Raw genomic sequence first — 24,594 nt, forward strand, 5'->3', positions numbered from 1 at the left:
TATCAGCATGATGCGTATTTTGCATCATGCTGATATTTTTTGTTATTTGTACGGTGCTGACGGCCAAGCTCTCACACTCTATAATTCAACGATCGCAAAACCTGCTTGCCCTAAACGTTTGTCTTGTTCAACTAAGTTTTGCCCCAGTAATAATTTACAATTTTGTGGCAATACGATCTTAATGCTCCCATAGCCTAAGTTAAACAACGCAAATAGGCGTTTATCACCTAAACGACGGCTAAAACTCAAATAAGAATACTGATTGCTACATTGGCCCCATTCAAATGAACCTTCACACAATACATTGTTGTAACGCGTCCGCATCGCCAGTAAAGTTTTCAAGAAACGTTGCATCTCATCGCTTGCTTGATCATCTTTCCAATCCATACATGGCTGTAAGGCAGCTTCAGTCCCTGCTTTAAGTCCTTTTTCAGTACCATATAGGATACTTGGCGATTCTGGTTGCATGAACATAAATGCTAAAACTGCACGTAACAATTGGACATTGCCCTCACACTTGGCTAAGATCCGCTGTGTTTGTGGACTATCTGCCGCCAAAAGCGAAGCCGAAAGCGTACTTGGATCAGCCCGTAATTGATGCTCATTTAGCGCATAGGCCAATTCAGTCGGTGGAATATTTTTAGTGATAAAAGTTCCCTCAACTAATTCACGCACATCGATCGAATTATTACCCGCAAAGACATCATCATGTTCAGTTTTTTTAGCGATCGTATTTCCTAAAAGATAAATATCTTCCTTAACTTGACGTAGTGTTTCTAGCAGGTAACGTTTGAAGGCAGCCGGGATCTCATTAGAATCCGCAATGCTCCAACCATCAATATCAAAGTTACGTGTCCAGTACGTCAAAATATTACCAAAGTGCGCTTGGACCTCCGGATTTTCCAGATCGACTTTTGGCATATGGGGATTGTTGTTCAAAGCCTCATAGGTCAAACGTTCAGAATAGTCAGGTAATTCACTAGGAACGTAACGCACGGGAAATTCCTTGATCAAAAACCATTTGGCAAAACTCGACCGGACCCCATATTTACGCACATCTTGCCATTGGAGCGAGAAATCACTTAGATGATCACACGTGATATCTAACATGACCTTCATCCCCCGTTGATGGATCGCTTCGATCAATTCTTTGAACTTCTCTTTAGTACCAAAGGCTGGGTCGATCTCATAGTAATCGATCGTATCGAATTTGTGGTTGGAATAAGCATCAAAAACTGGACTTAAGTAGATCCCGTTAAAGCCTAACCCTTGGATGTGATCTAACTTATCGATGATCCCCTGCAAATCGCCACCAAAAAACTTCGCTTTATCCGCTTCTTGGCCCCATTCAAGTGTATCTTTAGGATCTTTTTGCTGATCACCATTGGCAAAGCGATCTGGCATCAAACGGTACCAGATCATCTTTTTCGTCCATTCTGGCGTTGTCGTAGTCTCATCCAATACTAAATACGGCGTCAAAAAGCCCGTCATCTCTTGAACGGCTTTTGGAGTATAGAGTTGCATCAAATTAGCGTCATATAAAAGCTCATTACCTTCACGATCGAGTAGATGAAAGGCATATTTTAGCTTACGCGTTGCCGGGATCGGCAATTTGACTTCCCAGACGTCATAGATCCCATTTTGCAGGCGCTTATCCATTTCTTTAGTTGCATATTCCCACGCATCTGTTTGACCTGAATCTTTGACCAGCATCTGGGGTGCCCCAAAGATCACCCGCACCCGCGTGATATCGCGATGCTTGGTCTTTAATTGTAACCGATAGTTTTGTTTATCCGCCATGTATGCCATCTCGCTTGCTGGGCGGTGATAGATAGCTGATCTTTCCATACAAACCTTCCTTTTAACTAAAGTATTTAACTCTATTATAGCCCAGATAGCGCAAAAAAAGCAGTCAAGAAAACCTCAACTGCTTGAACTAACTTATTAAATTATTTGGTAAACTCACCATCAGCGATCTCATCTAAAACCGTCTTGGATGGGATAAAGAATAGTTGTCCTGATAAAATATCTGAGAAGGACAACAAGAAATCATGTCCTTTGAGCATCGACAGTAACATCAATTTTGTCACTTGCCAATAACGTGAATACCCCATAAAATACGTTCCCGTCTTACCGGAAGCCGGGTCAGAATAAGGGACATTCATCCGAATGATCTTTTGTTCTTCACCATTGATCTCAACTTTGGAGACAACATTATGCGCATTTTTGAACTTCTCATCGTCATCAAGTTCAAGGTCATTGAACTTTTGTCGTCCGATCGCCTTCTCTTGATCTTCAGTCTTGAGCTTGTTCCAAAAATCCATGTTATGCAACCACTTTTGGGCAAAGGCATAAGATCCATTGACAAATTCTGGATCTTCATCCCCGACTAAAGCGTATTGGGAAGCTAACTCCATCTCGGGTGCTTCTGTCCCATCGATAAAGCCGACGATCGCCCGCCCTTCAAAGTAACGAAAGCCCTTCGTTTCATCAACAACATTGGTGATATCACGTAAAAAGAGCATAAATTGTGACATTGCTTCGTAAACGACCGCTTCATCATTAGCCCGAATGTGGAAGAAAAGATCCCCTTTAGTTGCTGGCATCTCGTACTTATCACCGCGCAAAGTCTGATATGGAACAAGCTCTTTTGGTTTCGGTGCATTAGGGAATAAATAATCCCAAGCATCACTACTAAACCCAAACGTTGCCCGTAAGCAACCTTCATTGTCGCGAATATGCAACGAACGCAAGATAGCTTGGTAACGATCAGCAAAAGCGGTGATCACTTCTTGTTCATGCTTTTGATCTTGACGCTTTAATTCAAGTACCGTGAATTGCACGTGCTTACCGGCGTCTTTCCAAACATCTTGAGCTAATTTTGGTTCAACTGTCATTTATTTGACCCCCCTCATATCTTCGCTTTAATTTTAGTCCTTTATCCTAAATTCAACAAGCAATATTATTCAAAGATCACAAAGCCGTTCTTTTCTAATTTACCGTCTGCAAAATTTTGTTCCAGGAGCGTTTTACCAATTGGGGCTACCGCATACGGTTTTTCGCCCAAATTAAAGACCGCACAGAGCTTAGTAGCATCTTTTTTTCGTGTTAATTTTACAACTTGAGCTGTATCATCTACTTGCCAAGCATAACCGCCATAACTGAGCACAGGTTGTTGGTCTTTACGCAATTTGATCAAAGCTTTCATAAAAGCGAGCATCTTTTGATCTTGCTCCTCTTTATCCCAGACCATGCAGGCCCGACATGCTGGATCATTACCACCAGCCATCCCCACTTCGGTCCCATAGTAAATACATGGTGAACCCATTTGCAGAAACATCAAGGTCAACGTCAATTTTGCTAGATCTTTATCACCTTGGCAAAGTGTCAACAACCGGGCTGTATCATGCGTATCCATCGAATTTAACATCACTTGGTTTGTCGGCATGCGATAGAGCATCAGCTGTTCATTCAACCGTGAGGCCATCTCGCTGAGGCTGATCTTTTTAGCTACTATCCCATCACTTAAAGTTTCTGTAAATGGATAATTCATCGCACCGTCAAATTCATGTTGGTTGACCCAACTTTGAGCATTGTGCCAAACTTCACCCAAAACATAAAAATCTGGCTTCAAATGATGTGTCAATGAATAGAAGTGCCGCCAGAAGTGGTGATCGATCTCATTTGCCACATCTAACCGCCAAGCATCGATATTGAACTGTTTGATCCAATACGATGCGATCTCATGCAGATAATTTTGCACTTCACGCGAAGCCGTGTTTAGCTTCGGCATATGCGGTGTGTTAGCGAAGACTTCATAAGTCAGGTCACGAGCAAATTCATCATTATCCGTCTTAGTATAGCTGACCGGAAATTCATTGATATGAAACCACGAAGCAAAGCGCGATTCTTGCCCATGTTCGATCACATCTTGCCACTGCATCGAAAAATCGCCCAAATGGTTAAAGACCGCATCCAACATGACTTTCATTCCACGTTTATGCGCTTCATCGACCAAACATTTAAAGGTCTTCTTGTCCCCAAAATGCGAGTCGATCGTAAAGTAATCGATCGTGTCATATTTATGGTTGGAATGCGCCGTAAAGATCGGGCACAAATACAGGCCGGTGATCCCAAGCTCTTGTAAATAGTCTAAGTGGTCGATGATCCCTTGCAGATCGCCCCCAAAGAAGTTTTGCCGTGTTGGCTCAGCACTGCCCCAGGGTAAGGTACCCGCTGGATCATTGGTCAGATCCCCATTGGCAAATCTTTCCGGAAATATCTGATACCAAACTGTTTCTTTGACCCATTCAGGTGGATCGATCCGATCGATCTCATGTAAATACGGCATGCGAAAACAGGTCAAAGCTAACATATTTTCCGCCGTCGCTGGGACGAATTTGCGATCATCATAAAGCCACTGGTCGCCCGCTTTGTCAGTAAGCTTGAAAGCATACTGTAACCGGTGCAAAGGTAGCGTTACTCGAGCTACAAAATAATCGTGTGTCTTAGTAATAAAGGCCCTCTCCATCGTAACGGCCTCATGCTCCCAGGCTCCCGCATCTTTTTCATTGACCTTAGTTCCATACGGGTCACCATATAGCAATTCAACTTTAGCTACATCATCGTGTTTGACTTTCAAGCGGATCTCAAAAACTCCATTAGCCCCTAAATAAGCCATTTCACTGTCAGGGCGGTGATAAACTGCTGCAATATCCATTGTTTTTCCTCTCTTTTTTTATTTTTGTAAAATAAGCGATCCATATGGCGCTAGTTTGACTTGATCTGCACTAACTTTAGCATTTTGGCTCAATAGCACCTTAGTAAAGGCACCACACGGATAACGCTGCTCATGTTCACTCAAATTACAGATGACCAACACTTGTTTATGCTCATCTATCACTCGACGATACACATACAACTCAGAGCTAGTATTTTCTAAAATAAAACGCCCTTGGATAAATATCTGTTGTTTCTTTAACTGTAAAATTTGGCGGTAGAAATTCAATACACTGTCAGGATCGCCCATTTGTTCAGCGATACTGGCAACATTTTCGTCTTTCGACCATTTCCATGGCTGAACTTTAGAAAAACCAGCATAAGCCGTCGTATCAAACGGTAACGGCAAGCGCGCTGCCATTTTATGCGCTTGACTAGCTTTGTGCAAGATCTCGCTATCACGCCAGCCTTTTTTCTTTGCTTGCTTAGCAAAATCAACGATCTGCGGATCTTCAAAGTCCGCCACCGTGCCTAATGTCTGCGAGCGCATGCCCAATTCTTCCCCATAATAGATGCAAGGTATGCCTCGCTGTAAGTACATCAACGTTGCCAGCATTTTTGCACAAGCTTTAGATCCCATTTTAGGTGCAAAACGACTCAAGATCCGGGGCATGTCGTGGTTGCTCCAATACAAAGTGGGATAGCTCACTCCTTCAAGTCGCTTTTGCCACTCGAGCATATTGGATTTAAAACCGGGAATATCTAATTTCACAGGCTGTCCTATCTGAGGCAGGTCGGGTTCGACTTGGCGCTTATCTTCGGCAAAGTAGCGGAAGGTCACGACCGTATCACAGCTCTCTTTTGGGGGCGTCGTATAATCCACCGCAAGATCGATGTCGGCACTAGCTGCTTCCCCTAAAATGAAGATATTCGGCTTTATCTGGTGTAATTGAGCGATAAATTCTTTTAAGTAAACTTGAACTTGCGGTAAATTAGCATAAAACATCTCGGCGATCTGGGGCTCAGCTGACTCAGCTAACATATCTTGCTCGAAGTCGGCTTTGGCGATATGGATAAAAGCATCCAATCTAAAGCCATCGACCCCATGCTCGAGCCAAAACTTAGCGATCTTGAGCATTTCGACTTGGACTTTTGGTTCAGCCCAATTCAGGTCGGGCATTTCCTTAGCAAATAGATGAAAATAGTAATTATCTGGATCAAGCGGATCTTTTTGCCACACACTTCCGCCAAAAAAGGAACCCCAATTATTGGGTGGGCCCCCATTTTTCCCTCGATGCCATAAATAACAATTACGAAATTCACTGTCTTTGTCCTTTAAAGCTGCTTGAAACCACGGATGTTGATCAGAGGTATGATTCATTACAAAATCTAAAATGATATCTAAGCCCAAGGCATGTGCTTTGGTCACTAATTCATCAAAATCTGCCATGATGCCCAATTTTTCATCGATCTGATAGTAATCCGCCACATCGTAACCGTTGTCAATTTGTGGTGAAACATAGATCGGATTGAGCCACAAAGTATTTACCCCTAGTTGCTTTAAATATTCGAGCTCAGCTGTGATCCCCTTAAGATCCCCGATCCCGTCATCATTACTATCCTTAAAACTTTTAGGATATATTTGATAGATAATGCGCTCTTTAGCACTTAATGTACTCACTTTTTTCCCACCTTTCTATAAAAACTCATACCCTAATCTTATAAAATAATCAGACTTTTTGCAATCGCTTGCAAAAATATTTTTCAGTTATTTGCTAATTGACCACAAAAAAATACGCTCGGAGAAAATAGCTCCGAACGTATTTCGCTTACTTAGGCTTAACCGCAATAATTGATAAATTTATCGCCAGCTAAGTTCTTGTAGTAGGCACTCATCGTTGTTTGGTAGTATGGGTAGACCCAGATAGCTGCGATCCCAAAGGTCAGAAAGACAAGCAACCACCAACCGATAAAGCTCAATTGTAAAACAAACATTTCGAATTTATGTCCGTTCATCAATTCTCGACTAAGTGTGATGTAGTCAAGATAATTCAAGTTGTTGGCTTCACCTTTTTGGTTTACATCTTTGTAGATATAGTATGTTTGTGAGTAGGAATAGCTCTTGATGAGTCCTGGGATAACAAATAATAAGGTCCACAAGAAAGTAAAGATCGCTTGTAAAATATACAAGACTAAAACTGGTACAAAGTATTCGCGGGAGAAGACGGAGAACATCCCACGAACTGGACTAAAATCATTATTTTTAGTCCGCAACCAATCAAGTGTCGTATAGGCGATACCTGTTGTGATCAAAGTACCGATCAAACCACTAAATAATTGGCCACCACTATTAGCTGCACCATTACTTGCTGTTTCAGTGATCGAAGTTTCACTACCAGAAAAAGCACCGCTTTGGGCCAAGTATGCGACAAGAGCAATTGCACCAGCAATAATAACACCAGCAAAAACTGCACCCAAGATCGGAATAATATTCAACACGATAGCTTTTCCCCAGTTACCAGCAAGCAACTCGCGCGCTTCGGCTTTAAGTTCGCCTCTAGTTTTCATTAGAAAAACCTCCTAAATTTATTTAATAAATCTCATTATACTATATTACCTACAAAAACGACAAGAAAAACTATTTGTCGCAATCTTTTTTGGGACAAGTGTGCCACATATGGGTAAAAGTGGCAATCGTTTCCCTTTTCTGCTGTAATGTGCGAAAAAAAGCAGCTCCTAGGAAATAACAATGCGCCCCCTAGGATGCAAAATACGCATCCTAGGGGGCACACCGTTATTTCTATGGAGCTAACCGCTTTTTTTCGCACTCGTTTTTTTATTCAGCAGTGATCGCGATCAAGTTGTCACCGTGTTTTACTTCGTCGACATCGATGCGCTCTACACTTTCGTAGTTCATCGTGTTAGTTACGATCACCATTACCGTTGTGTCGTAACCAGCTTGCTTGATAGCTTCCAAGTCAGCTGTTCCTAAAACGTCACCCTTCTTGATCTTTTGACCTTGAGTTACGTTAGATGTGAAATGTTGACCCTTCAAGTTGACTGTATCGATACCTACGTGGATCAAGACTTCTGCACCTTGATCTGTCTTGATACCATAAGCATGCTTTGTTTCATAAGCCACTGTGATCTCACCATCTGCTGGCGCATAGATCGTGCCGTCAGCTGGAACAACTGCCGCACCATCCCCCATCATCTTAGTGGAGAAGACTTGATCGTTAACTTGGCTCAAGTCGATAGATTCCCCATCAACTGGTGAATCAACTACTTGATTTTCAACTCCAGAAACTTTTTTAGCTTCTGTCTTTGCTTCCTTAACTTCTTTTGGTTCACTTGGTGCTGCCACTGGAGCTGGATTCAATAATTGGCTGTGGCTCTTACCATAGATAAATGTCAAGGCAAATGCGACTGCAAAGGCGATAAGTTCAGCTACGATGTACATTGGGATCGATGAAGCGTTGATCGATAAGAAACCAAGGAAACCAGCGGAACCAAGAGAAACTGCGATAACGTGCATCAAACCAGCAAACATCGCTGCAATACCAGAACCGATCAAAGCACAGAAGAATGGGAATTTATACTTCAAGTTGACCCCGAATAATGCTGGTTCTGTGATCCCAAGTAAAGCTGAAACACCAGCTGAAGATGCAAGACCTTTCATCTTCTTGTCTTTTGTCAATGCCCAAACTGCAAAGGTCGCAGCACCTTGCGCAACGTTAGCCATCGAAGCTACAACAAAGATAAAGTCACCTGCGCCTTTACCGTTACTGAAGGCTGTGATAAGTTGTGTTTCGATCGCAGGGAAACTTTGATGTAACCCAGTCAATACGATAGCTGAGTAAGTAAGACCAAAGATACCCATCCCGATAAAGCTTGTTGTGTCATATAACCAAACGATACCATTTGTTACCCAATCAGAAAGTATCTTCATTGCAGGACCAACGATCGTGAAGGTCAAGAAACCTGTTAACATAACTGCGATCAATGGTGTAAATGTGAAGTCAACTGCTGATGGTAAATGTTTGTGTAACCATTTTTCTAAAACAGATAAGATCCAAACTGCTGCTAAAACTGGAATAACTTGGTAGTAGTAGTTATTTTGCATAACTTGCATCCCAAAGATATCCCATGATTTACCGGCTAATAAGTCAGGACTTGTCATGATCATCCCGATCGCTGCCCCGAGGTATTGGTTAGCCCCGAAACGTTTAGCCGCCGAGATCGCAACTAAGATCGGCATGAAGATAAATGGTGCTGCCGACATCAATTGGATCATGCTAGACAAGCCTTTGATCGCTGGATTCATTTCTACGATCGCTTGTGGTCCAAATAAACCTTTTGATGTTAAGAAGTTGTTCAAAGCCATCAACAAACCACCCGCAACTAAAGCTGGGATGATCGGAACAAAAATATCAGATAAGAGCTTGATAAAGGCCATGATCGGGTTGAACTTCTTACCTTGTTCAGCGATCTTCTTAAGATCTTCCGTTGAAGCTTCCTTCAAACCAGTATCTTTGATCAATTCATCATAAACAAAGTTGACATCCCCTGGCCCAATGATGATCTGATATTGACCATTTGTTTTAAATGTCCCCTTAACGTCTGGATTGTTATCCAACGCTGCTTGATCGATATTGTTATCGTCTTTTAAGACTAGACGCAAACGTGTCGCACAGTGAGCTGCCCCCACCATATTGTCGCGACCGACTGCTGCGATGACGTCTTTTGCCACTTTTTTGTGATCCATCGTAAGCACTCCTTTTTGTAAACGTTTTACATTTTCTACATCTATAATGATAGCGTATTTTTAAAATATGTCAATCGTTTATCACAAATTTATTTTAAAAAATTTAAACACAGAAATTTATTTCGATATAAAATGATATACGTTTGACACAAACCACCGTAAAAGTTAAAATTCAATATATAGACAACGTTTTCAAAAACACTAAAAGAGAAGGGATCTTCAACTATGGAATGGACACGCGAAACGCGCTATCGGGCATATGCCGACTGGGGCGCTGAAACACTCTTAAAATTACAAGCACAAGCAGCTAATTCACAATACCAATTGGGTTACCATATCCGCCCAAGTTCCGGGCTTTTAAATGACCCTAATGGTTTTTCATATTTCAACGGTCAATGGCATGTTTTTTATCAATCATTTCCATTTGGTGCTGCTCACGGCCTTAAGTCATGGATGCACTTAGTCTCCGATGACCTCGTACATTGGAAAGATCTCGGCCTAGCACTTGCACCCGATACAAAATTTGATAGCCATGGTGCCTATTCTGGTTCCGCTTTACCTGTCGATGATAAATTATTCTTAATGTACACCGGTAATCATCGTGATCAAGATTGGATCAGACATCCATTCCAGCTTGGAGCTTGGATGGATCAAGCTGGCCAGATCACAAAATTAGATGAACCCTTGATCACTCAACCTGCCCACACAACTGATCATTTCCGCGATCCACAAGTTTTCAAACATCGTGATCTCTACTATGTCGTATTGGGCGCTCAAGATAAAGAAACTAAGACTGGTAAGATCTCCTTATTCTCATTCAAAGACCTTAAGGAGTTCACTGATCTAGGCTATCTTGAATTTACTGAAGCTGAAATGGGCTATATGATCGAATGTCCTAACTTGATCTTTGTCGATGACAAACCACTTTTGGTCTTTTGCCCCCAAGGTTTGGACAAAGATGTCGTAGCTTACGACAATATCTACCCTAATATGTATCTTCTAGGTGAAGATGTTCAACTAAACAAAGCCAAATTTGAAGCTGGAGATAATCAGATCCAAAACTTAGATGATGGTTTCGATGTTTATGCTTCCCAAGCATTCAATACTCCAGACGGCAAAGCTTATCTGATCAGCTGGGTCGGATTACCTGATGTTTCATATCCAACTGATGAAGAAAACTGGGCTAGTTGCTTGAGCCAAGTCAAAGAGCTTTCATTAAAGGATGGCAAACTTATTCAACGTCCGGTCGTTTCCATGGCTGATCTGCGTGAAAAAGGCATTTCACTTCAAACAGCAGAAAAAGTTAACGCTAAACAGCAAATAATTGCTGAAAGTGGCGAGCAATATGAGTTAAAATTGACTTTAGATACTGACCAGAATGGTACCCTCCATTTAGCTGGCAATGATGACCTTAGTCAAAGTTTGAAGCTTGAATTCTCAACTGGAAAAGACGCATATTTGACCGTTTCACGTGCAGACATCGGCGCTCAATTTGCAACCGAATTTGGGACAACGCGCACCATTTTGCTCCCAGACCAAAAAGCACTCGACCTGGAGGTCTTTATCGATCATTCGCTCTGTGAAATCTTTGTCAACGGTGGTGAACATGTGATCACTCTACGTTTCTTTGCCGAAGCTGGCAACAAACAGATCGCTCTCACTTCACCAACTGAGGCTGCGTTAAACTATCGGGGTACTTTCTGGAAGCTTAAAAGCATCTAGAAAGGATGGAGCCTATGCGTCCCAAATTAACTGACGTCGCCAAGAAAGCAGGCGTCTCTGTCACAACTGTCTCTCGTGTTATCAATGATTACGGTTATATCAGTCAAAAAACACGGGACAAAGTTTTTTCCGCGATGGAAGAGTTGAACTATCAACCCAACTCCCTAGCGCGCTCTTTACATGGCAAGAGCACCAATCTCGTTGGTTTGATCTTTCCAGCGATCACAAACCCCTTCTTTGCCGAATTAGTCGAACAGATCGAACAAAAACTCTTTAGCGAGGGCTACAAAGTGATCTTGTGCAATGCTGGTTCAGATAAAGAAAAAGAACGTGAATATTTAAAAATGTTATTAGCTAACCAAGTCGATGGGATCATTGCGGGGGCTCATAATCTAGGGATCGACGAATACAATCGGGTCGGACTTCCGATCGTCTCCTTTGACCGTAAGCTTTCCGAGCAGATCCCGATCGTTTCTTGTGATAATTATGCTGGGGGAAAAATGGCGGTCGAAGAGCTCTATAATGCTGGGGCACGCCACATTTATTTCCTGGGAAATCCACACCAAAATGGTAACCCGACCGATCAGCGTTTAGCCGGTTACTGTGACACGATCGACGGTTTGGGGCTAAGTCGGCACATCCATACGGTGAGTTTTTCAGAATCACCTTCACTCAAGTTATTTTCGATCAAAAAATTACTGACTGAAAGTGTGGCTGACGGCATCGTATGTACTGATGATCTAACAGCGATCTTGGTTTTACAAGCGGCCAAAGAGCTAGCGATCAAAGTTCCAGAACAATTAAAGGTCACAGGTTTTGACGGCACGACCCAAGTCCAGCTCTATCATCCTGAGCTCTCCACGATCGTCCAACCGATCTCTGACATCGCCGAGGTCCTAGTTGAAGTCTTAAAGGCTAGGATCAAGCAACCAAGCGAACCGCTAAAACAAATGCAATACACTCTACCGGTGAGCTTCTTACAGAGAGATTCGACAAAGTTTAGAGTGTGAGGGAGCTGAGCTACCGAACACGTTTCAATAGAGTGTGAGGATATGCGGGTTGAGCCGTATGAATAACGTTAAAGTCACCGTGATGCGTTTTTGGCATCATGGTGACTTTATTGTTATTCACTAGGCGCTGCATAGCCGAGCACGTTTCAATAGAGTGTGAAAGCTGGCACCCTACGCCATTCAGATAAATAGAAACCAGACACTATGCGTTTTTTGCATTGTGTCTGGTTTTTTGTTATTCACTAAACTTCAACATCTAAAGCCAAAACAGATCAGCGTCCGTTTTATACGCTCGGGGACCCTTTGAAAGGGCGAACATAGGAAAGATTCAACTATCGGTTTTAGACCCAACATTTGTTTTTCACAGATCGAATTATTTAATAAAAGATTTTGATTCACTTTCCTTAAAACAGGTAAGCTTCAAAAAACTCTATCATGATTTAGATCTACAAGTTCTAAATCATGAAAAGATCCTCTGGACAGCACCATCTGGTTTCGGAAAAACCACGCTCTTTAAGCTCCTACTGGGTGAACTTGTTCCTGATACTGGAACATACACGCTCAACCAGACAAACGTTGACCCTGCAACTGTTCATGCTTATTTTGCCCATGTCGCACAAGAACCGCATATTTTTGCTGATACTTTGCAATTTAACCTATGCTTAGGTAAAGATGTGCCAAAAGAAAAATTAGCACAGGTCATTGAACTGACTGGGTTGACCAAATTAGTCACACAACGCGGTCTAGATTCCGTATTGTAGCCAGCTGGTGCAGATCTTTCTGGAGGCCAAAAGCAACGGATCGAATTGGCACGCGCCCTACTACAAGACCGCCCGATCTTATTAATCGACGAAGGTACTTCTGCCTTAGATCCCAAGCTTTCGGAAATGATCCATGAGAAAGTGATCGCCCACTTCAACGGGACTGTGATCGAGATCGCCCATAAATTAAGTCCTAAAGAACAGGCTCTCTTTACTAAAAAAATCGCTTTAGATGAGCTCAGTGAATAATTTGATTAGTGTAAAAACTACTTTTAGACACAAAATAAAGGCGCTATCCCAAGTGTTCAGGGATAACGCCTTTATTTTCTCTATTTGATCACACATTCCACGCCAAAATGGTCACTGATCAAGGGTTGCTCTTTACCATCAAAAAGCACATGACTTTGCGTAACTTCAAGTTGTTGACTGACAAAGATATAGTCGATCCGCAAAGCTTTGTCATTATTTTCCCATCCATCGATATCTTGCAAGATCGTTGCCCCACCAGTCACCTCTTTAGCAGCTAAATGGCTGTCTTTTAGTTTTAAAGGACTAGCTAAGATCAATTCATGACCTGGAGTATTTTCTGGGTTATTAAAGTCTCCCATGATGACCAATGGTGCTTCTTCGGTAGCCAAAGTAGCTTCTAAGCGATGCCATTCTGATTTAAAATCATTCTTCCACCATGAGAAATGCCCGCTGACAACACACATTTCCTGACCTGCGACCTGTGTCTTAGCGATCAACGCCCGACGCGTATGATAGTCGTATTCATCATCAACATTTGACGTCAAAATGCTTCTTTCTGAGGTGAATGGCTGTTTAGATAACAAAGCCACCCCTTCATGATACTCGTCATAGCCAATATGACCGTAAGCCCATGTGAAATAATAATTTACGCCACGTTCTTTTAAATATTCGACTAATTTTAAAGCATAATTATCTTCGTGCAGATGATGTTGATTTTCTAGCGTATACGGCGCTTGCAAAACATCGGGTGAATCGATCCGTTGATTTACCTCTTGTAATGCGATCACATCATAATCTGCAGCCAAGATCTGTTTACCTAAGATCTCCAAAGCAAGCTCTGAATCTTCACCCAACCAACTATGTGTATTCAACGTTAAAAATTTTGCCACGTAAAATTCCTCCATAAACACAACTAAGCGACGCCAGATATCTGGGCGTCGCTTAGTTTTAAATCATTTAGACTTCAACTGTTCCGACAACTGTCTTAGCAGCTTGATGGCCTAATTTATCAATTTTGACTTCCTTGATATCCTGTACATTAGTAAATGCTACAACAATTGTATCATCTTTACCAGCTGCCTTGATCTGTTCAAGATCGGCTAAGGCAAGTAAGTCACCGGCTTTAACTTTAGCCCCGTCATTAACTTTGACTTCAAATGGTTTACCGTCAAGTCCAACTGTATCAAGTCCCATGTGAACTAAGACTTCTAGTCCTGCATCAGTTACTAGACCGATCGCATGCTTAGTTGGGAAGACGCTTGTTACTGTCCCAGAAACTGGAGCATAAACATTTTGGTTATCTGGTTTGACCCCGAAACCATCACCCATCATCTTTTGTGAGAAGACGGGATCATTAACGTCTTCGATCTTGATCACATCACCATCAGAAACAGTATGGATCTCTTCAGTTACACCTTTGAATTGGATCTTCTTTTCTTCTGTGACTGTACCGCTCATAACGTCGACTTTTGGAATTTCGACACCAGAGTCAAGTAAGTCTTGGACGTCAGATTTCAAAACATCGGCTTTTGGACCGTAAACAGCTTGTACACCTTCACCTTTAACGATCAAGCCCATCGCACCAACTTGCTTCCATTCTTCTTCAGAACCAACTTTGGCACTATCTTTAACAGTTACACGTAGACGCGTCATGCAGGCATCAACGTCGGAAATATTTTCGCGACCGCCAAGCAAGTTGATGATCTTAACAACTTGTGAGTTAGGATCAGCTTGACCATCAGCTGTTGTTGCAGAATCAGAACCTGTATCACCAGTATCGACACCATCGTAATTACCATTGCGCCCTGGTGTTGCCAAGTTGAATTTCTTGATCATGAAGTTTGCGATAAAGTACATTGCTACAGCAAAGAGCAAGGATACCCAAACAAAGTTGAAGATATCTTGACCTAAACCAGCTTTAAATGCCATTGGTGAGCGTGTAAGCAACTCGATGTTACCAAAGGAATGAACACGTAAGTTGATAAGGTCAGCTGATGCAAAGGCTAAACCTTGCATGATCGCATAAACGATATATAGTGGCACTGCAACGAACATGAACATGTATTCAAGTGGTTCTGTAACACCGGTCAAGAAGACAGCAAGTGCAGCTGAGATAAACATTGAGCTGTATTGTTTTCTCTTATCAGGATCAACATTGCGATACATTGCAAGTGTTAGACCCATCAAAATACCAGTTGAACCGATCATTTGACCAACTTTGAAACGAGCTGGTGTCCAGTGTGTTAAGACATAGTTGTATTTAGCCATGTCGCCGGCACCCTTCAAGTTGACCAAGTCAGTTGTCCAAGCAAGCCACAATGGATCTTGTCCGAACACATGGTGACCAGCTTGAGCACCAGTTAAGATCTCGTAAGTCCCACCTAATGAGGTGTAGTTGATCGGGATCGTCAACATGTGGTGTAAACCAAATGGAAGTAAGAGACGTTCTAAAGTACCATATAGGAATGGTGCCAAGAAGCGTGCTGTTTCTTGGGAAGTAGCGATCCACATACCGAAACTGTTGATCCCATATTGGATAACTGGCCAAATAATAGCTAAAATTAACGCTACGATCGTGGAACGTAAGATAACTACGAATGGAACAAAGCGCTTACCATTGAAGAATGATAAAGCATCAGGCAATTTACGGAAGTTGTAGTATTTGTTGTAAGCTGTAGCCCCAACAAAACCAGCAATAATACCGACAAACACACCCATGTTAAGTGCTGGTGCACCTAAAACGTTAACAAAGTAATCACTAACTAAGATCTTGCTACCAAAGATGGTATGTACATAAGCCTTAGAGTCTGCCATCATTTCAGCATTAACGCCAAAGACAGTACCAGTTACGATGTTAATTAAAATAAATGCTAAACCTGCAGCAAAAGCACCGCCAGCACGTTCCTTAGCCCAGCTACCCCCGATCGCTAATGCGAAGAGGATATTCAAGTTATTGATAACACCCCAACCGAGCTGTTCAATAACCCCACCAGTCGTAACTAGGGCAGTCATATTCGGATCGATCATTGCCAATGTTTTACCGATACTGATCATCAAACCAGCAGCAGGCATTACGGCGATAACGACCATCAAACATTTACCGAACTTTTGCCAAAATTCGAAACTGAAAAACTTTTGAAATTGTGCTTTCAACTACCTCACTCCTTTAAAAATTATCTCTAAATCGTTAAGTTATGCAACCGGTTTATGCAATCGGTTTCATTACATTTTTTATTATAGCGACTCTTCTTAAAAATGTAAACCCTTTCGCTTATATTTTTCACATAATTTTTTTAAACTTATCTAAAAGCAAGTATTTTAGCTGTTTACATAGGCAACAAATAAACTAGACCAATGAAAATGTGCTATAGTTAATTTAAAATTGAGCTAAGGAAGGTGGAGATATTTGATGAAGAAGTTTGATCTCTATCTGTTATTGAGCGATCTTTTGCTGATCGGTCTACTGATCATTGAATTATTTTTTGAGCTTGATCTCACACTCCGTATTTTAGGCTATGGAACGGCATTTATTTTACTTATCATGCAGACTTTCTTCTCTAATAAGTATCAGCGTGGGACATCTTGGTTCGAAACGAGCTTATATCTACTCTTTGTCTTTCTCTGTCTGCTATTCATCATCTTTTTATGATCTTTTGTCTACTACCTCTCAGCAGTGGCTTTATTACTGCTGAGTTTTTTCTAACTGCACAAAAAAAGCCGCTAGTCAAATCGACTAACGACTTTGGTCGCGTGGCAACTTCCTACCCTCGCAAGGGGCGATCCCCTAACTACTATCGGCGTTACAAAGCTTAACTTCTGTGTTCGGAATGGGAACAGGTGTAGCCTTTGTGCTATCGCTACCACACTTTTTTGTGAGAACCTTGTTCTCTCAAAACTAGACAATATCTTTATTTCCGAAAACGCTGCGTTTTTGACTTGGTTAAGTCCTCGACCGATTAGTAATGGTCCGCTCCATACGTCACCGTACTTCCACTTCCATCCTATCTACCTGATCATCTCTCAGGGGTCTTACTTCCATAAAGGAATGGGAAATCTTATCTCGAGGTGAGTTTCGCACTTAGATGCTTTCAGCGTTTATCTCATCCATACATAGCTACCCAGCGATGCCCTTGGCAGAACAACTGGTACACCAGCGGTATGTCCATCCCGGTCCTCTCGTACTAAGGACAGATCCTCTCAAATTTCCTACGCCCGCGACGGATAGGGACCGAACTGTCTCACGACGTTCTGAACCCAGCTCGCGTACCGCTTTAATGGGCGAACAGCCCAACCCTTGGGACCGACTACAGCCCCAGGATGCGATGAGCCGACATCGAGGTGCCAAACCTCCCCGTCGATGTGGACTCTTGGGGGAGATAAGCCTGTTATCCCCAGGGTAGCTTTTATCCGTTGAGCGATGGCCCTTCCATGCGGAACCACCGGATCACTAAGCCCGACTTTCGTCCCTGCTCGACTTGTAGGTCTCGCAGTCAAGCTCCCTTATGCCTTTACACTCTGCGAATGATTTCCAACCATTCTGAGGGAACCTTTGGGCGCCTCCGTTACCTTTTAGGAGGCGACCGCCCCAGTCAAACTGCCCACCTGACACTGTCTCCCGCCGCGATGAGCGGCGAGGGTTAGAGTGTTCATACAACGAGGGTAGTATCCCACCAGCGCCTCGATCGAAACTAGCGTTCCGACTTCTACGGCTCCTACCTATCCTGTACAAGTTGTACAAACACCCAATATCAAGCTACAGTAAAGCTCCATGGGGTCTTTCCGTCCTGTCGCGGGTAACCCGCATCTTCACGGGTATTATAATTTCACCGAGTCTCTCGTTGAGACAGTGCCCAGATCGTTACGCCTTTCGTGCGGGTCGGAACTTACCCGACAAGGAATTTCGCTACCTTAGGACCGTTATAGTTACGGCCGCCGTTTACTGGGGCTTCAATTCTGAGCTTCGCTTACGCTAACCCATCCTCTTAACCTTCCAGCACCGGGCAGGCGTCAGCCCCTATACTTCATCTTACGATTTTGCAGAAACCTGTGTTTTTGATAAACAGTCGCCTGGGCCTATTCACTGCGGCTGCACATTGTGCAGCACCCCTTCTCCCGAAGTTACGGGGTCATTTTGCCGAGTTCCTTAACGAGAGTTCTCTCGCTCACCTTAGGCTACTCGCCTCGACTACCTGTGTCGGTTTGCGGTACGGGTGGTCTGATTCTAACTAGAAGCTTTTCTCGGCAGTGTGACATCGATCACTTCGCTACTTTAATTTCGCTCCCCGTCACAACTTGTCCTTAAGACGATAAGCATTTGACTCATCATCAGACTCGTTGCTTGGACGTGCATATCCAACAGCACGCATCTCTAGCCTCCTGCGTCCCTCCATCGTTCAAACAAATCAAACCAGTACAGGAATCTCAACCTGTTATCCATCGCCTACGCCTCTCGGCCTCGGCTTAGGTCCCGACTAACCCTGGGAGGACGAGCCTTCCCCAGGAAACCTTAGTCATACGGTGGACCAGATTCTCACTGATCTTTCGCTACTCATACCGGCATTCTCACTTCTAAGCGCTCCACCAGTCCTTACGGTCTAGCTTCATCGCCCTTAGAACGCTCTCCTACCATGCAACATAGTTGCATCCACGATTTCGGTAATGTGTTTAGCCCCGTTACATTTTCGGCGCAGGATCACTCGACTAGTGAGCTATTACGCACTCTTTAAATGGTGGCTGCTTCTAAGCCAACATCCTAGTTGTCTGTGCAATTCCACATCCTTTTCCACTTAACACATATTTAGGGACCTTAATCGGTGGTCTGGGCTGTTTCCCTTTCGACTACGGATCTTATCACTCGCAGTCTGACTCCCGGATATAGATCTGTGGCATTCGGAGTTTATCTGAATTCAGTAACCCAAGACGGGCCCCTAGTCCAAACAGTGCTCTACCTCCACGATCCTTAACTCCGAGGCTAGCCCTAAAGCTATTTCGGAGAGAACCAGCTATCTCCAAGTTCGTTTGGAATTTCACCTCTACCCACACCTCATCCCAGCATTTTTCAACATACACGGGTTCGGTCCTCCAGTGCGTCTTACCGCACCTTCAACCTGGACATGGGTAGGTCACCTGGTTTCGGGTCTACGTCAACGTACTCATTCGCCCTATTCAGACTCGCTTTCGCTACGGCTCCGGCCTTTGCGCCTTAACCTCGCACGCTAACGTAACTCGCCGGTTCATTCTACAAAAGGCACGCCATCACCCATTAACGGGCTCTGACTACTTGTAGGCACATGGTTTCAGGAACTATTTCACTCCCCTCCCGGGGTGCTTTTCACCTTTCCCTCACGGTACTGGTTCACTATCGGTCACTAGGGAGTATTTAGCCTTGGGAGATGGTCCTCCCGGATTCCGACGGAGTTTCACGTGTTCCGCCGTACTCAGGATACTGGGCTGAGGAAACGAAGTTTCGCTTACAGGGCTATCACCTTCTCTGGCTGATCTTCCCAAATCATTCAACTACTTCGTTTCTTGGTAACTCAAATGTCCAGTCCTACAACCCCAAGAAGCAAGCTTCTTGGTTTGGGCTGTTCCCTTTTCGCTCGCCGCTACTCAGGGAATCGAATTTTCTTTCTCTTCCTATGGGTACTTAGATGTTTCAGTTCCCCACGTCTACCTTCAACTGAGCTATGTATTCACTCAGTGATAACAGGTCTTTACTCCTGTTGGGTTTCCCCATTCGGAAATCTCCGGATCACAGTTTACTTACAACTCCCCGAAGCTTATCGCAGTTAGTCACGTCCTTCATCGGCTCCTAGTGCCAAGGCATCCACCATGCGCCCTTAATAACTTAACCTATATTATCTTACGATAATGGTTATGAGTTTAGCGATTAAACATTAATGTTTTAAACTCTTTAAAACGCGGTGTTCTCGGTTATTTTAATTAACAAAGAAATAAAAGATATTATCTAGTTTTCAAAGAACAAGTTTGAGAGTAGACCTCTCAAAACTAAACAAAGTTTACGATAAAGTGCAGGTTTCCGAAATTATCCTTAGAAAGGAGGTGATCCAGCCGCAGGTTCTCCTACGGCTACCTTGTTACGACTTCACCCCAATCATCTGTCCCACCTTAGACGGCTGGCTCCAAAAGGTTACCCCACCGGCTTTGGGTGTTACAAACTCTCATGGTGTGACGGGCGGTGTGTACAAGGCCCGGGAACGTATTCACCGCGGCATGCTGATCCGCGATTACTAGCGATTCCGACTTCATGTAGGCGAGTTGCAGCCTACAATCCGAACTGAGAACGGCTTTAAGAGATTTGCTAAACCTCGCGGTCTTGCGACTCGTTGTACCGTCCATTGTAGCACGTGTGTAGCCCAGGTCATAAGGGGCATGATGATTTGACGTCATCCCCACCTTCCTCCGGTTTGTCACCGGCAGTCTTGCTAGAGTGCCCAACTTAATGCTGGCAACTAACAATAAGGGTTGCGCTCGTTGCGGGACTTAACCCAACATCTCACGACACGAGCTGACGACAACCATGCACCACCTGTCATTCTGTCCCCGAAGGGAAAGTCCTATCTCTAGGATTATCAGAAGATGTCAAGACCTGGTAAGGTTCTTCGCGTTGCTTCGAATTAAACCACATGCTCCACCGCTTGTGCGGGCCCCCGTCAATTCCTTTGAGTTTCAACCTTGCGGTCGTACTCCCCAGGCGGAATGCTTATTGCGTTAGCTGCAGCACTGAAGGGCGGAAACCCTCCAACACTTAGCATTCATCGTTTACGGCGTGGACTACCAGGGTATCTAATCCTGTTTGCTACCCACGCTTTCGAACCTCAGCGTCAGTTACAGACCAGAGAGCCGCTTTCGCCACTGGTGTTCTTCCATATATCTACGCATTTCACCGCTACACATGGAGTTCCACTCTCCTCTTCTGCACTCAAGTCTCCCAGTTTCCAATGCACTACTCCGGTTAAGCCGAAGGCTTTCACATCAGACTTAAAAGACCGCCTGCGTTCCCTTTACGCCCAATAAATCCGGATAACGCTTGCCACCTACGTATTACCGCGGCTGCTGGCACGTAGTTAGCCGTGGCTTTCTGGTTAGATACCGTCGAAACGTGAACAGTTACTCTCACGCACTTTCTTCTCTAACAACAGGGTTTTACGATCCGAAGACCTTCTTCACCCACGCGGCGTTGCTCCATCAGGCTTTCGCCCATTGTGGAAGATTCCCTACTGCTGCCTCCCGTAGGAGTTTGGGCCGTGTCTCAGTCCCAATGTGGCCGATCAACCTCTCAGTTCGGCTACGCATCATTGCCTTGGTAAGCCTTTACCTCACCAACTAGCTAATGCGCCGCGGGCCCATCCAAAAGCGGTAGCATAGCCACCTTTTACATAGTTACCATGCGGTAACTATGATTATGCGGTATTAGCACCTGTTTCCAAGTGTTATCCCCCTCTTTTGGGCAGGTTGCCCACGTGTTACTCACCCGTTCGCCACTCAACTCTTTATCGGTGAGTGCAAGCACTCGGTGATAAAGAAGTTTCGTTCGACTTGCATGTATTAGGCACGCCGCCAGCGTTCATCCTGAGCCAGGATCAAACTCTCAATTTAAAGTTTGTGACTCTTTATTTTTACTAGCGAATTGACTTCGCAAAATGTTTATTGCTCTTATAACTTAGATAAGAGACCCTGCACATTTGCTTATCGAAACTTTGTTCAGTTTTCAAAGATCTACTGTCGATCGATAATCAATAACTTATCAATCACAACTACTATATTGTAGCAAAATTATTTTTATCTGTCAACCACTTTTTTGAATTAATTTTGAATAAAAATTCAAAACTTTCAATCAAGCGACGACTTTTATATCTTATCAAAAACAACTTTTGATGTCAACAGATAATTTTTATTTTTTTCGATCACTCAAACGAATTAGTTATCCGCTCAAGCAACGATATTAACTATACAGGTATTTCTAGCTATCGTCAACACTTTTTGCGAAAAAAATTAAGATTTTTTACCCATCCGAATTTTTATAACTACTCATGCAAAAATATACGTTTTTCAACCGCAAACAAAAAGACGATCCATTACAGTAGATCGTCTTTTCTATAACTTATTTATTATCCTTCTTAAACAATTGGCTCAAATTGCGCCGTAAGACTTGGAAAAAGGTCAACGAGCGGACCATATCTTCTGGAGCAACATACTTTTGCATCGCTCGCAGTAATTTCTTTGAATCTTTGGCCGCAAACGAAAAAGTCCCATCTTTTTTCGTCTGGATCGCAAACCGGGGGATAAAACGCCCCTTAAACATAACTGAAGCGATCACTTTATCGACCTCATCCCAAGGTATTTGGATATACTTGTTCACATCTCGTTCATTAAAGAACTCAAAACCCTTATTGCCGATCATGATCTTGCCATAATCAGTCAATCCCATATAGGATGTACCAGCCATCACTAGATCGACTTTAGAATTAATTGATTGCACCATTTGCGTTTTCCTCGATTATTGTCAAATTTAGTCTCAGTATAGCACAAAACGGCCTCATTTCATTTACATGAAACAAGACCGTCTTAGCAGTCGCTTAAAGTAAACCGACCACGTGGCCTAAAATACCTACGATAAAGATCGCAATAATAATGATAATTGGAGAAACTTTCTTCTTCAAAAGCCACATACATAAGAATGTCAACAAGAGAGCTGCCAAACCTGGGATCAACGAATTTAAGTTATCTTGTAAAGTCGTTACCTTTTCTGGCGTTAAGGATAGACCTTTACCATTGTTGTATTGGATCAAAGCCTCTTTGATACCCTCTGCACCTTTAGGCAATTTATCCCATTCGATATAAGCGCCTTGTTGGAGTTTAACGGTCGAAACTTTTGGTGTAAAGGTAATGTTTACCCACCGTTCGATCAAACCACCTAAGACGAACATACCCATAATAGAAGCTAAACTCGTAACATATTGCAACATACCACCAGACATATCATCTGTGATCTTAGAACCAGCCTTGTAGCCAAATTCTTGTGTATACCACATAAATGCCCAACGGAGGATGTTCCAAGCTACAAAGAAGATGATAGGTCCTAAGATGTTACCACCCATCGCAAGGGAAGCACCCAAAGCACCTAACATTGGACGTAAGGTAAACCAAAAGACTGGGTCACCAACACCAGCTAATGGTCCCATCATACCAACTTTCACACCTTGGATCGCTGCATCGTCAACTTCAGTCCCGTTAGCACGATCTTCTTCCAAAGCAAGGGTCACCCCTAAAATAGGTGAAGCAACATATGGGTGTGTGTTAAAGAATTCCAAGTGACGCTTCAAAGCGGCAGCGCGGTCTTCTTTAGTTTTATATAATTTCTTGATAGCTGGGATCATTGAGAAGCACCAACCACCATTTTGCATACGTTCGTAGTTCCAAGAACCTTGAAGGAAAGTCGAACGCCATGCGACAGCTAAACGATCTTTTTTACTTAATTTAACTCTGCTTTCAGCCATGGTATCTTTCCTCCTATTCGTAATCATTTAAAATATCGCCAAGTGGGTCACCTGTATTGCTTGAACCGCCGTTGTTACCACCGTTACCAGCGTTCTTCTTAAGTTCAAGGTAGATAAGACCAAAGGATACACCTAAAGCACCTAAAGCGATCAATGTTAAATCAGAAACAGCAGCGATCACAAAACCGATCGCAAAGAATGGCCATACTTCGCGCGTTGCCATCATGTTGATAACCATTGCGTAACCAACAGCAACGACCATCCCACCACCGATCGTCATACCTTCATTCAACCAAGCAGGCATGGATTCCAAGAAACCACGCACTGCAGATGAAGGAATGACTAACAAAGCAGCAGCAGGAATGGCGATACGAAGACCTTGCATTACGATCCCGATGATCTGCCACATTTCGATCTTACGGAAGTTACCTTCTTCAGCAGCAGCATCCATGAAGTGCACGATCGGAACAGCGATCGTACGTGCCAACATTGTTAAGAACAAACCAGCAACAGCTAATGGGATAGCGATCGCGATCGCAGGACCCACACCTTTAACACCTTGGCCACCTTGGACCAAAATAATAGCTGAGGCAACAGCGGCTAAAGCAGCATCAGGTGCAACCGCAGCCCCGATATTAGCCCAACCTAAAGCGATCATTTGTAATGAACCGCCTAAAATAATTCCGGCTTCTAAATTACCGGTCACTAAACCGATCAAAGTACATGCTACCAATGGTTGGTGGAATTGGAATTCATCCAAGATACCACCCATACCAGCAAGAAAGGCAACAAGAACTACTAAAATCATTGATATAGCAGACATGTTATAATCCTCCTAATTCGTATTG

At 43.3% G+C, this 24,594-nt stretch carries 15 protein-coding genes, 3 rRNA genes and 1 pseudogene; 5 read left to right on the forward strand and 14 right to left on the reverse strand.

Features of this window, described 5'->3' with window-relative positions; genetic code table 11:
- Nucleotides 1–78: 78 nt before the first annotated feature.
- The 6 genes from GSR62_RS08755 to GSR62_RS08780 form a co-directional block, all read right to left on the reverse strand.
- Nucleotides 79–1,848 (reverse strand): alpha amylase N-terminal ig-like domain-containing protein, encoded by a 1,770-nt coding sequence (locus GSR62_RS08755; protein WP_010688409.1) that lies wholly within the window; start codon nt 1,846–1,848, stop codon nt 79–81.
- A gap of 101 nt (nt 1,849–1,949) precedes the next feature.
- Complete coding sequence (locus tag GSR62_RS08760) at nt 1,950–2,897, reverse strand: Dyp-type peroxidase (protein ID WP_035446928.1); 948 nt, start codon at nt 2,895–2,897, stop codon at nt 1,950–1,952.
- 65 nt (nt 2,898–2,962) lie between these two features.
- Nucleotides 2,963–4,720, reverse strand: a complete 1,758-nt coding sequence (locus GSR62_RS08765) for a glycoside hydrolase family 13 protein (RefSeq protein ID WP_010688411.1) — start codon at nt 4,718–4,720, stop codon at nt 2,963–2,965.
- Between the two features lie 18 nt (nt 4,721–4,738).
- Nucleotides 4,739–6,400, reverse strand: coding sequence for an alpha-glucosidase (locus tag GSR62_RS08770; RefSeq protein WP_066023645.1), 1,662 nt, complete (start codon nt 6,398–6,400; stop codon nt 4,739–4,741).
- Between the two features lie 158 nt (nt 6,401–6,558).
- The gene (locus GSR62_RS08775) at nt 6,559–7,287 is read right to left on the reverse strand and encodes a DUF975 family protein (protein ID WP_066023646.1); all 729 of its coding nucleotides are present in this window, start codon (nt 7,285–7,287) and stop codon (nt 6,559–6,561) included.
- Nucleotides 7,288–7,555: 268 nt separating this feature from the next.
- Nucleotides 7,556–9,484 (reverse strand): sucrose-specific PTS transporter subunit IIBC, encoded by a 1,929-nt coding sequence (locus GSR62_RS08780; RefSeq protein WP_066023647.1) that lies wholly within the window; start codon nt 9,482–9,484, stop codon nt 7,556–7,558.
- Between the two features lie 225 nt (nt 9,485–9,709).
- Here GSR62_RS08780 and GSR62_RS08785 point away from each other — a divergent pair, with 225 nt between their 5' ends.
- The 4 genes and pseudogenes from GSR62_RS08785 to GSR62_RS08800 all read left to right on the forward strand — a co-directional run bounded on the left by GSR62_RS08785 (nt 9,710) and on the right by GSR62_RS08800 (nt 13,226).
- Nucleotides 9,710–11,206 carry a sucrose-6-phosphate hydrolase gene (locus GSR62_RS08785; RefSeq protein WP_066023648.1) on the forward strand — a complete coding sequence of 499 codons (1,497 nt, stop codon included), beginning with the start codon at nt 9,710–9,712 and terminating at the stop codon, nt 11,204–11,206.
- 14 nt (nt 11,207–11,220) lie between these two features.
- A complete protein-coding gene (locus GSR62_RS08790; RefSeq protein ID WP_010688416.1) occupies nt 11,221–12,216 on the forward strand; it encodes a LacI family DNA-binding transcriptional regulator in 996 nt (331 codons plus the stop codon).
- 470 nt (nt 12,217–12,686) lie between these two features.
- Nucleotides 12,687–13,019 (forward strand): annotated as a pseudogene (locus GSR62_RS08795) (ATP-binding cassette domain-containing protein); the annotation flags it as partial.
- Between the two features lie 3 nt (nt 13,020–13,022).
- Nucleotides 13,023–13,226, forward strand: a complete 204-nt coding sequence (locus tag GSR62_RS08800) for a P-loop NTPase family protein (protein WP_066023649.1) — start codon at nt 13,023–13,025, stop codon at nt 13,224–13,226.
- A gap of 80 nt (nt 13,227–13,306) precedes the next feature.
- Here GSR62_RS08800 and GSR62_RS08805 read toward each other — a convergent pair whose 3' ends face one another.
- Complete coding sequence (locus GSR62_RS08805; RefSeq protein ID WP_066023650.1) at nt 13,307–14,116, reverse strand: endonuclease/exonuclease/phosphatase family protein; 810 nt, start codon at nt 14,114–14,116, stop codon at nt 13,307–13,309.
- 67 nt (nt 14,117–14,183) lie between these two features.
- The gene (locus GSR62_RS08810; protein ID WP_237745238.1) at nt 14,184–16,316 is read right to left on the reverse strand and encodes a PTS transporter subunit IIBC; all 2,133 of its coding nucleotides are present in this window, start codon (nt 16,314–16,316) and stop codon (nt 14,184–14,186) included.
- A gap of 319 nt (nt 16,317–16,635) precedes the next feature.
- Between GSR62_RS08810 and GSR62_RS08815 the strand changes: the two genes are divergently transcribed.
- Nucleotides 16,636–16,875, forward strand: a complete 240-nt coding sequence (locus tag GSR62_RS08815; RefSeq protein ID WP_035446916.1) for a hypothetical protein — start codon at nt 16,636–16,638, stop codon at nt 16,873–16,875.
- 99 nt (nt 16,876–16,974) lie between these two features.
- On the opposite strand, the gene rrf is transcribed toward GSR62_RS08815, so the two are convergent.
- The 6 genes from rrf to GSR62_RS08845 form a co-directional block, all read right to left on the reverse strand.
- Nucleotides 16,975–17,091: ribosomal RNA gene (rrf, locus tag GSR62_RS08820) — 5S ribosomal RNA — on the reverse strand.
- 71 nt (nt 17,092–17,162) lie between these two features.
- Nucleotides 17,163–20,079 (reverse strand): 23S ribosomal RNA (locus GSR62_RS08825).
- Between the two features lie 202 nt (nt 20,080–20,281).
- Nucleotides 20,282–21,845, reverse strand: a 16S ribosomal RNA gene (locus GSR62_RS08830).
- The 16S, 23S and 5S rRNA genes sit together here, the layout of an rRNA operon.
- Before the next feature lie 505 nt (nt 21,846–22,350).
- Nucleotides 22,351–22,731 (reverse strand): DUF956 family protein, encoded by a 381-nt coding sequence (locus GSR62_RS08835; protein WP_010689876.1) that lies wholly within the window; start codon nt 22,729–22,731, stop codon nt 22,351–22,353.
- A 94-nt stretch (nt 22,732–22,825) separates the two neighbouring features.
- Nucleotides 22,826–23,746, reverse strand: coding sequence for a PTS system mannose/fructose/sorbose family transporter subunit IID (locus GSR62_RS08840; RefSeq protein WP_010689878.1), 921 nt, complete (start codon nt 23,744–23,746; stop codon nt 22,826–22,828).
- Between the two features lie 13 nt (nt 23,747–23,759).
- A complete protein-coding gene (locus GSR62_RS08845) occupies nt 23,760–24,569 on the reverse strand; it encodes a PTS mannose/fructose/sorbose transporter subunit IIC (RefSeq protein ID WP_010689880.1) in 810 nt (269 codons plus the stop codon).
- Nucleotides 24,570–24,594: the final 25 nt, after the last annotated feature.

This window comes from Ligilactobacillus animalis, assembly GCF_009933595.1.
Lineage (GTDB): Bacteria > Bacillota > Bacilli > Lactobacillales > Lactobacillaceae > Ligilactobacillus > Ligilactobacillus animalis.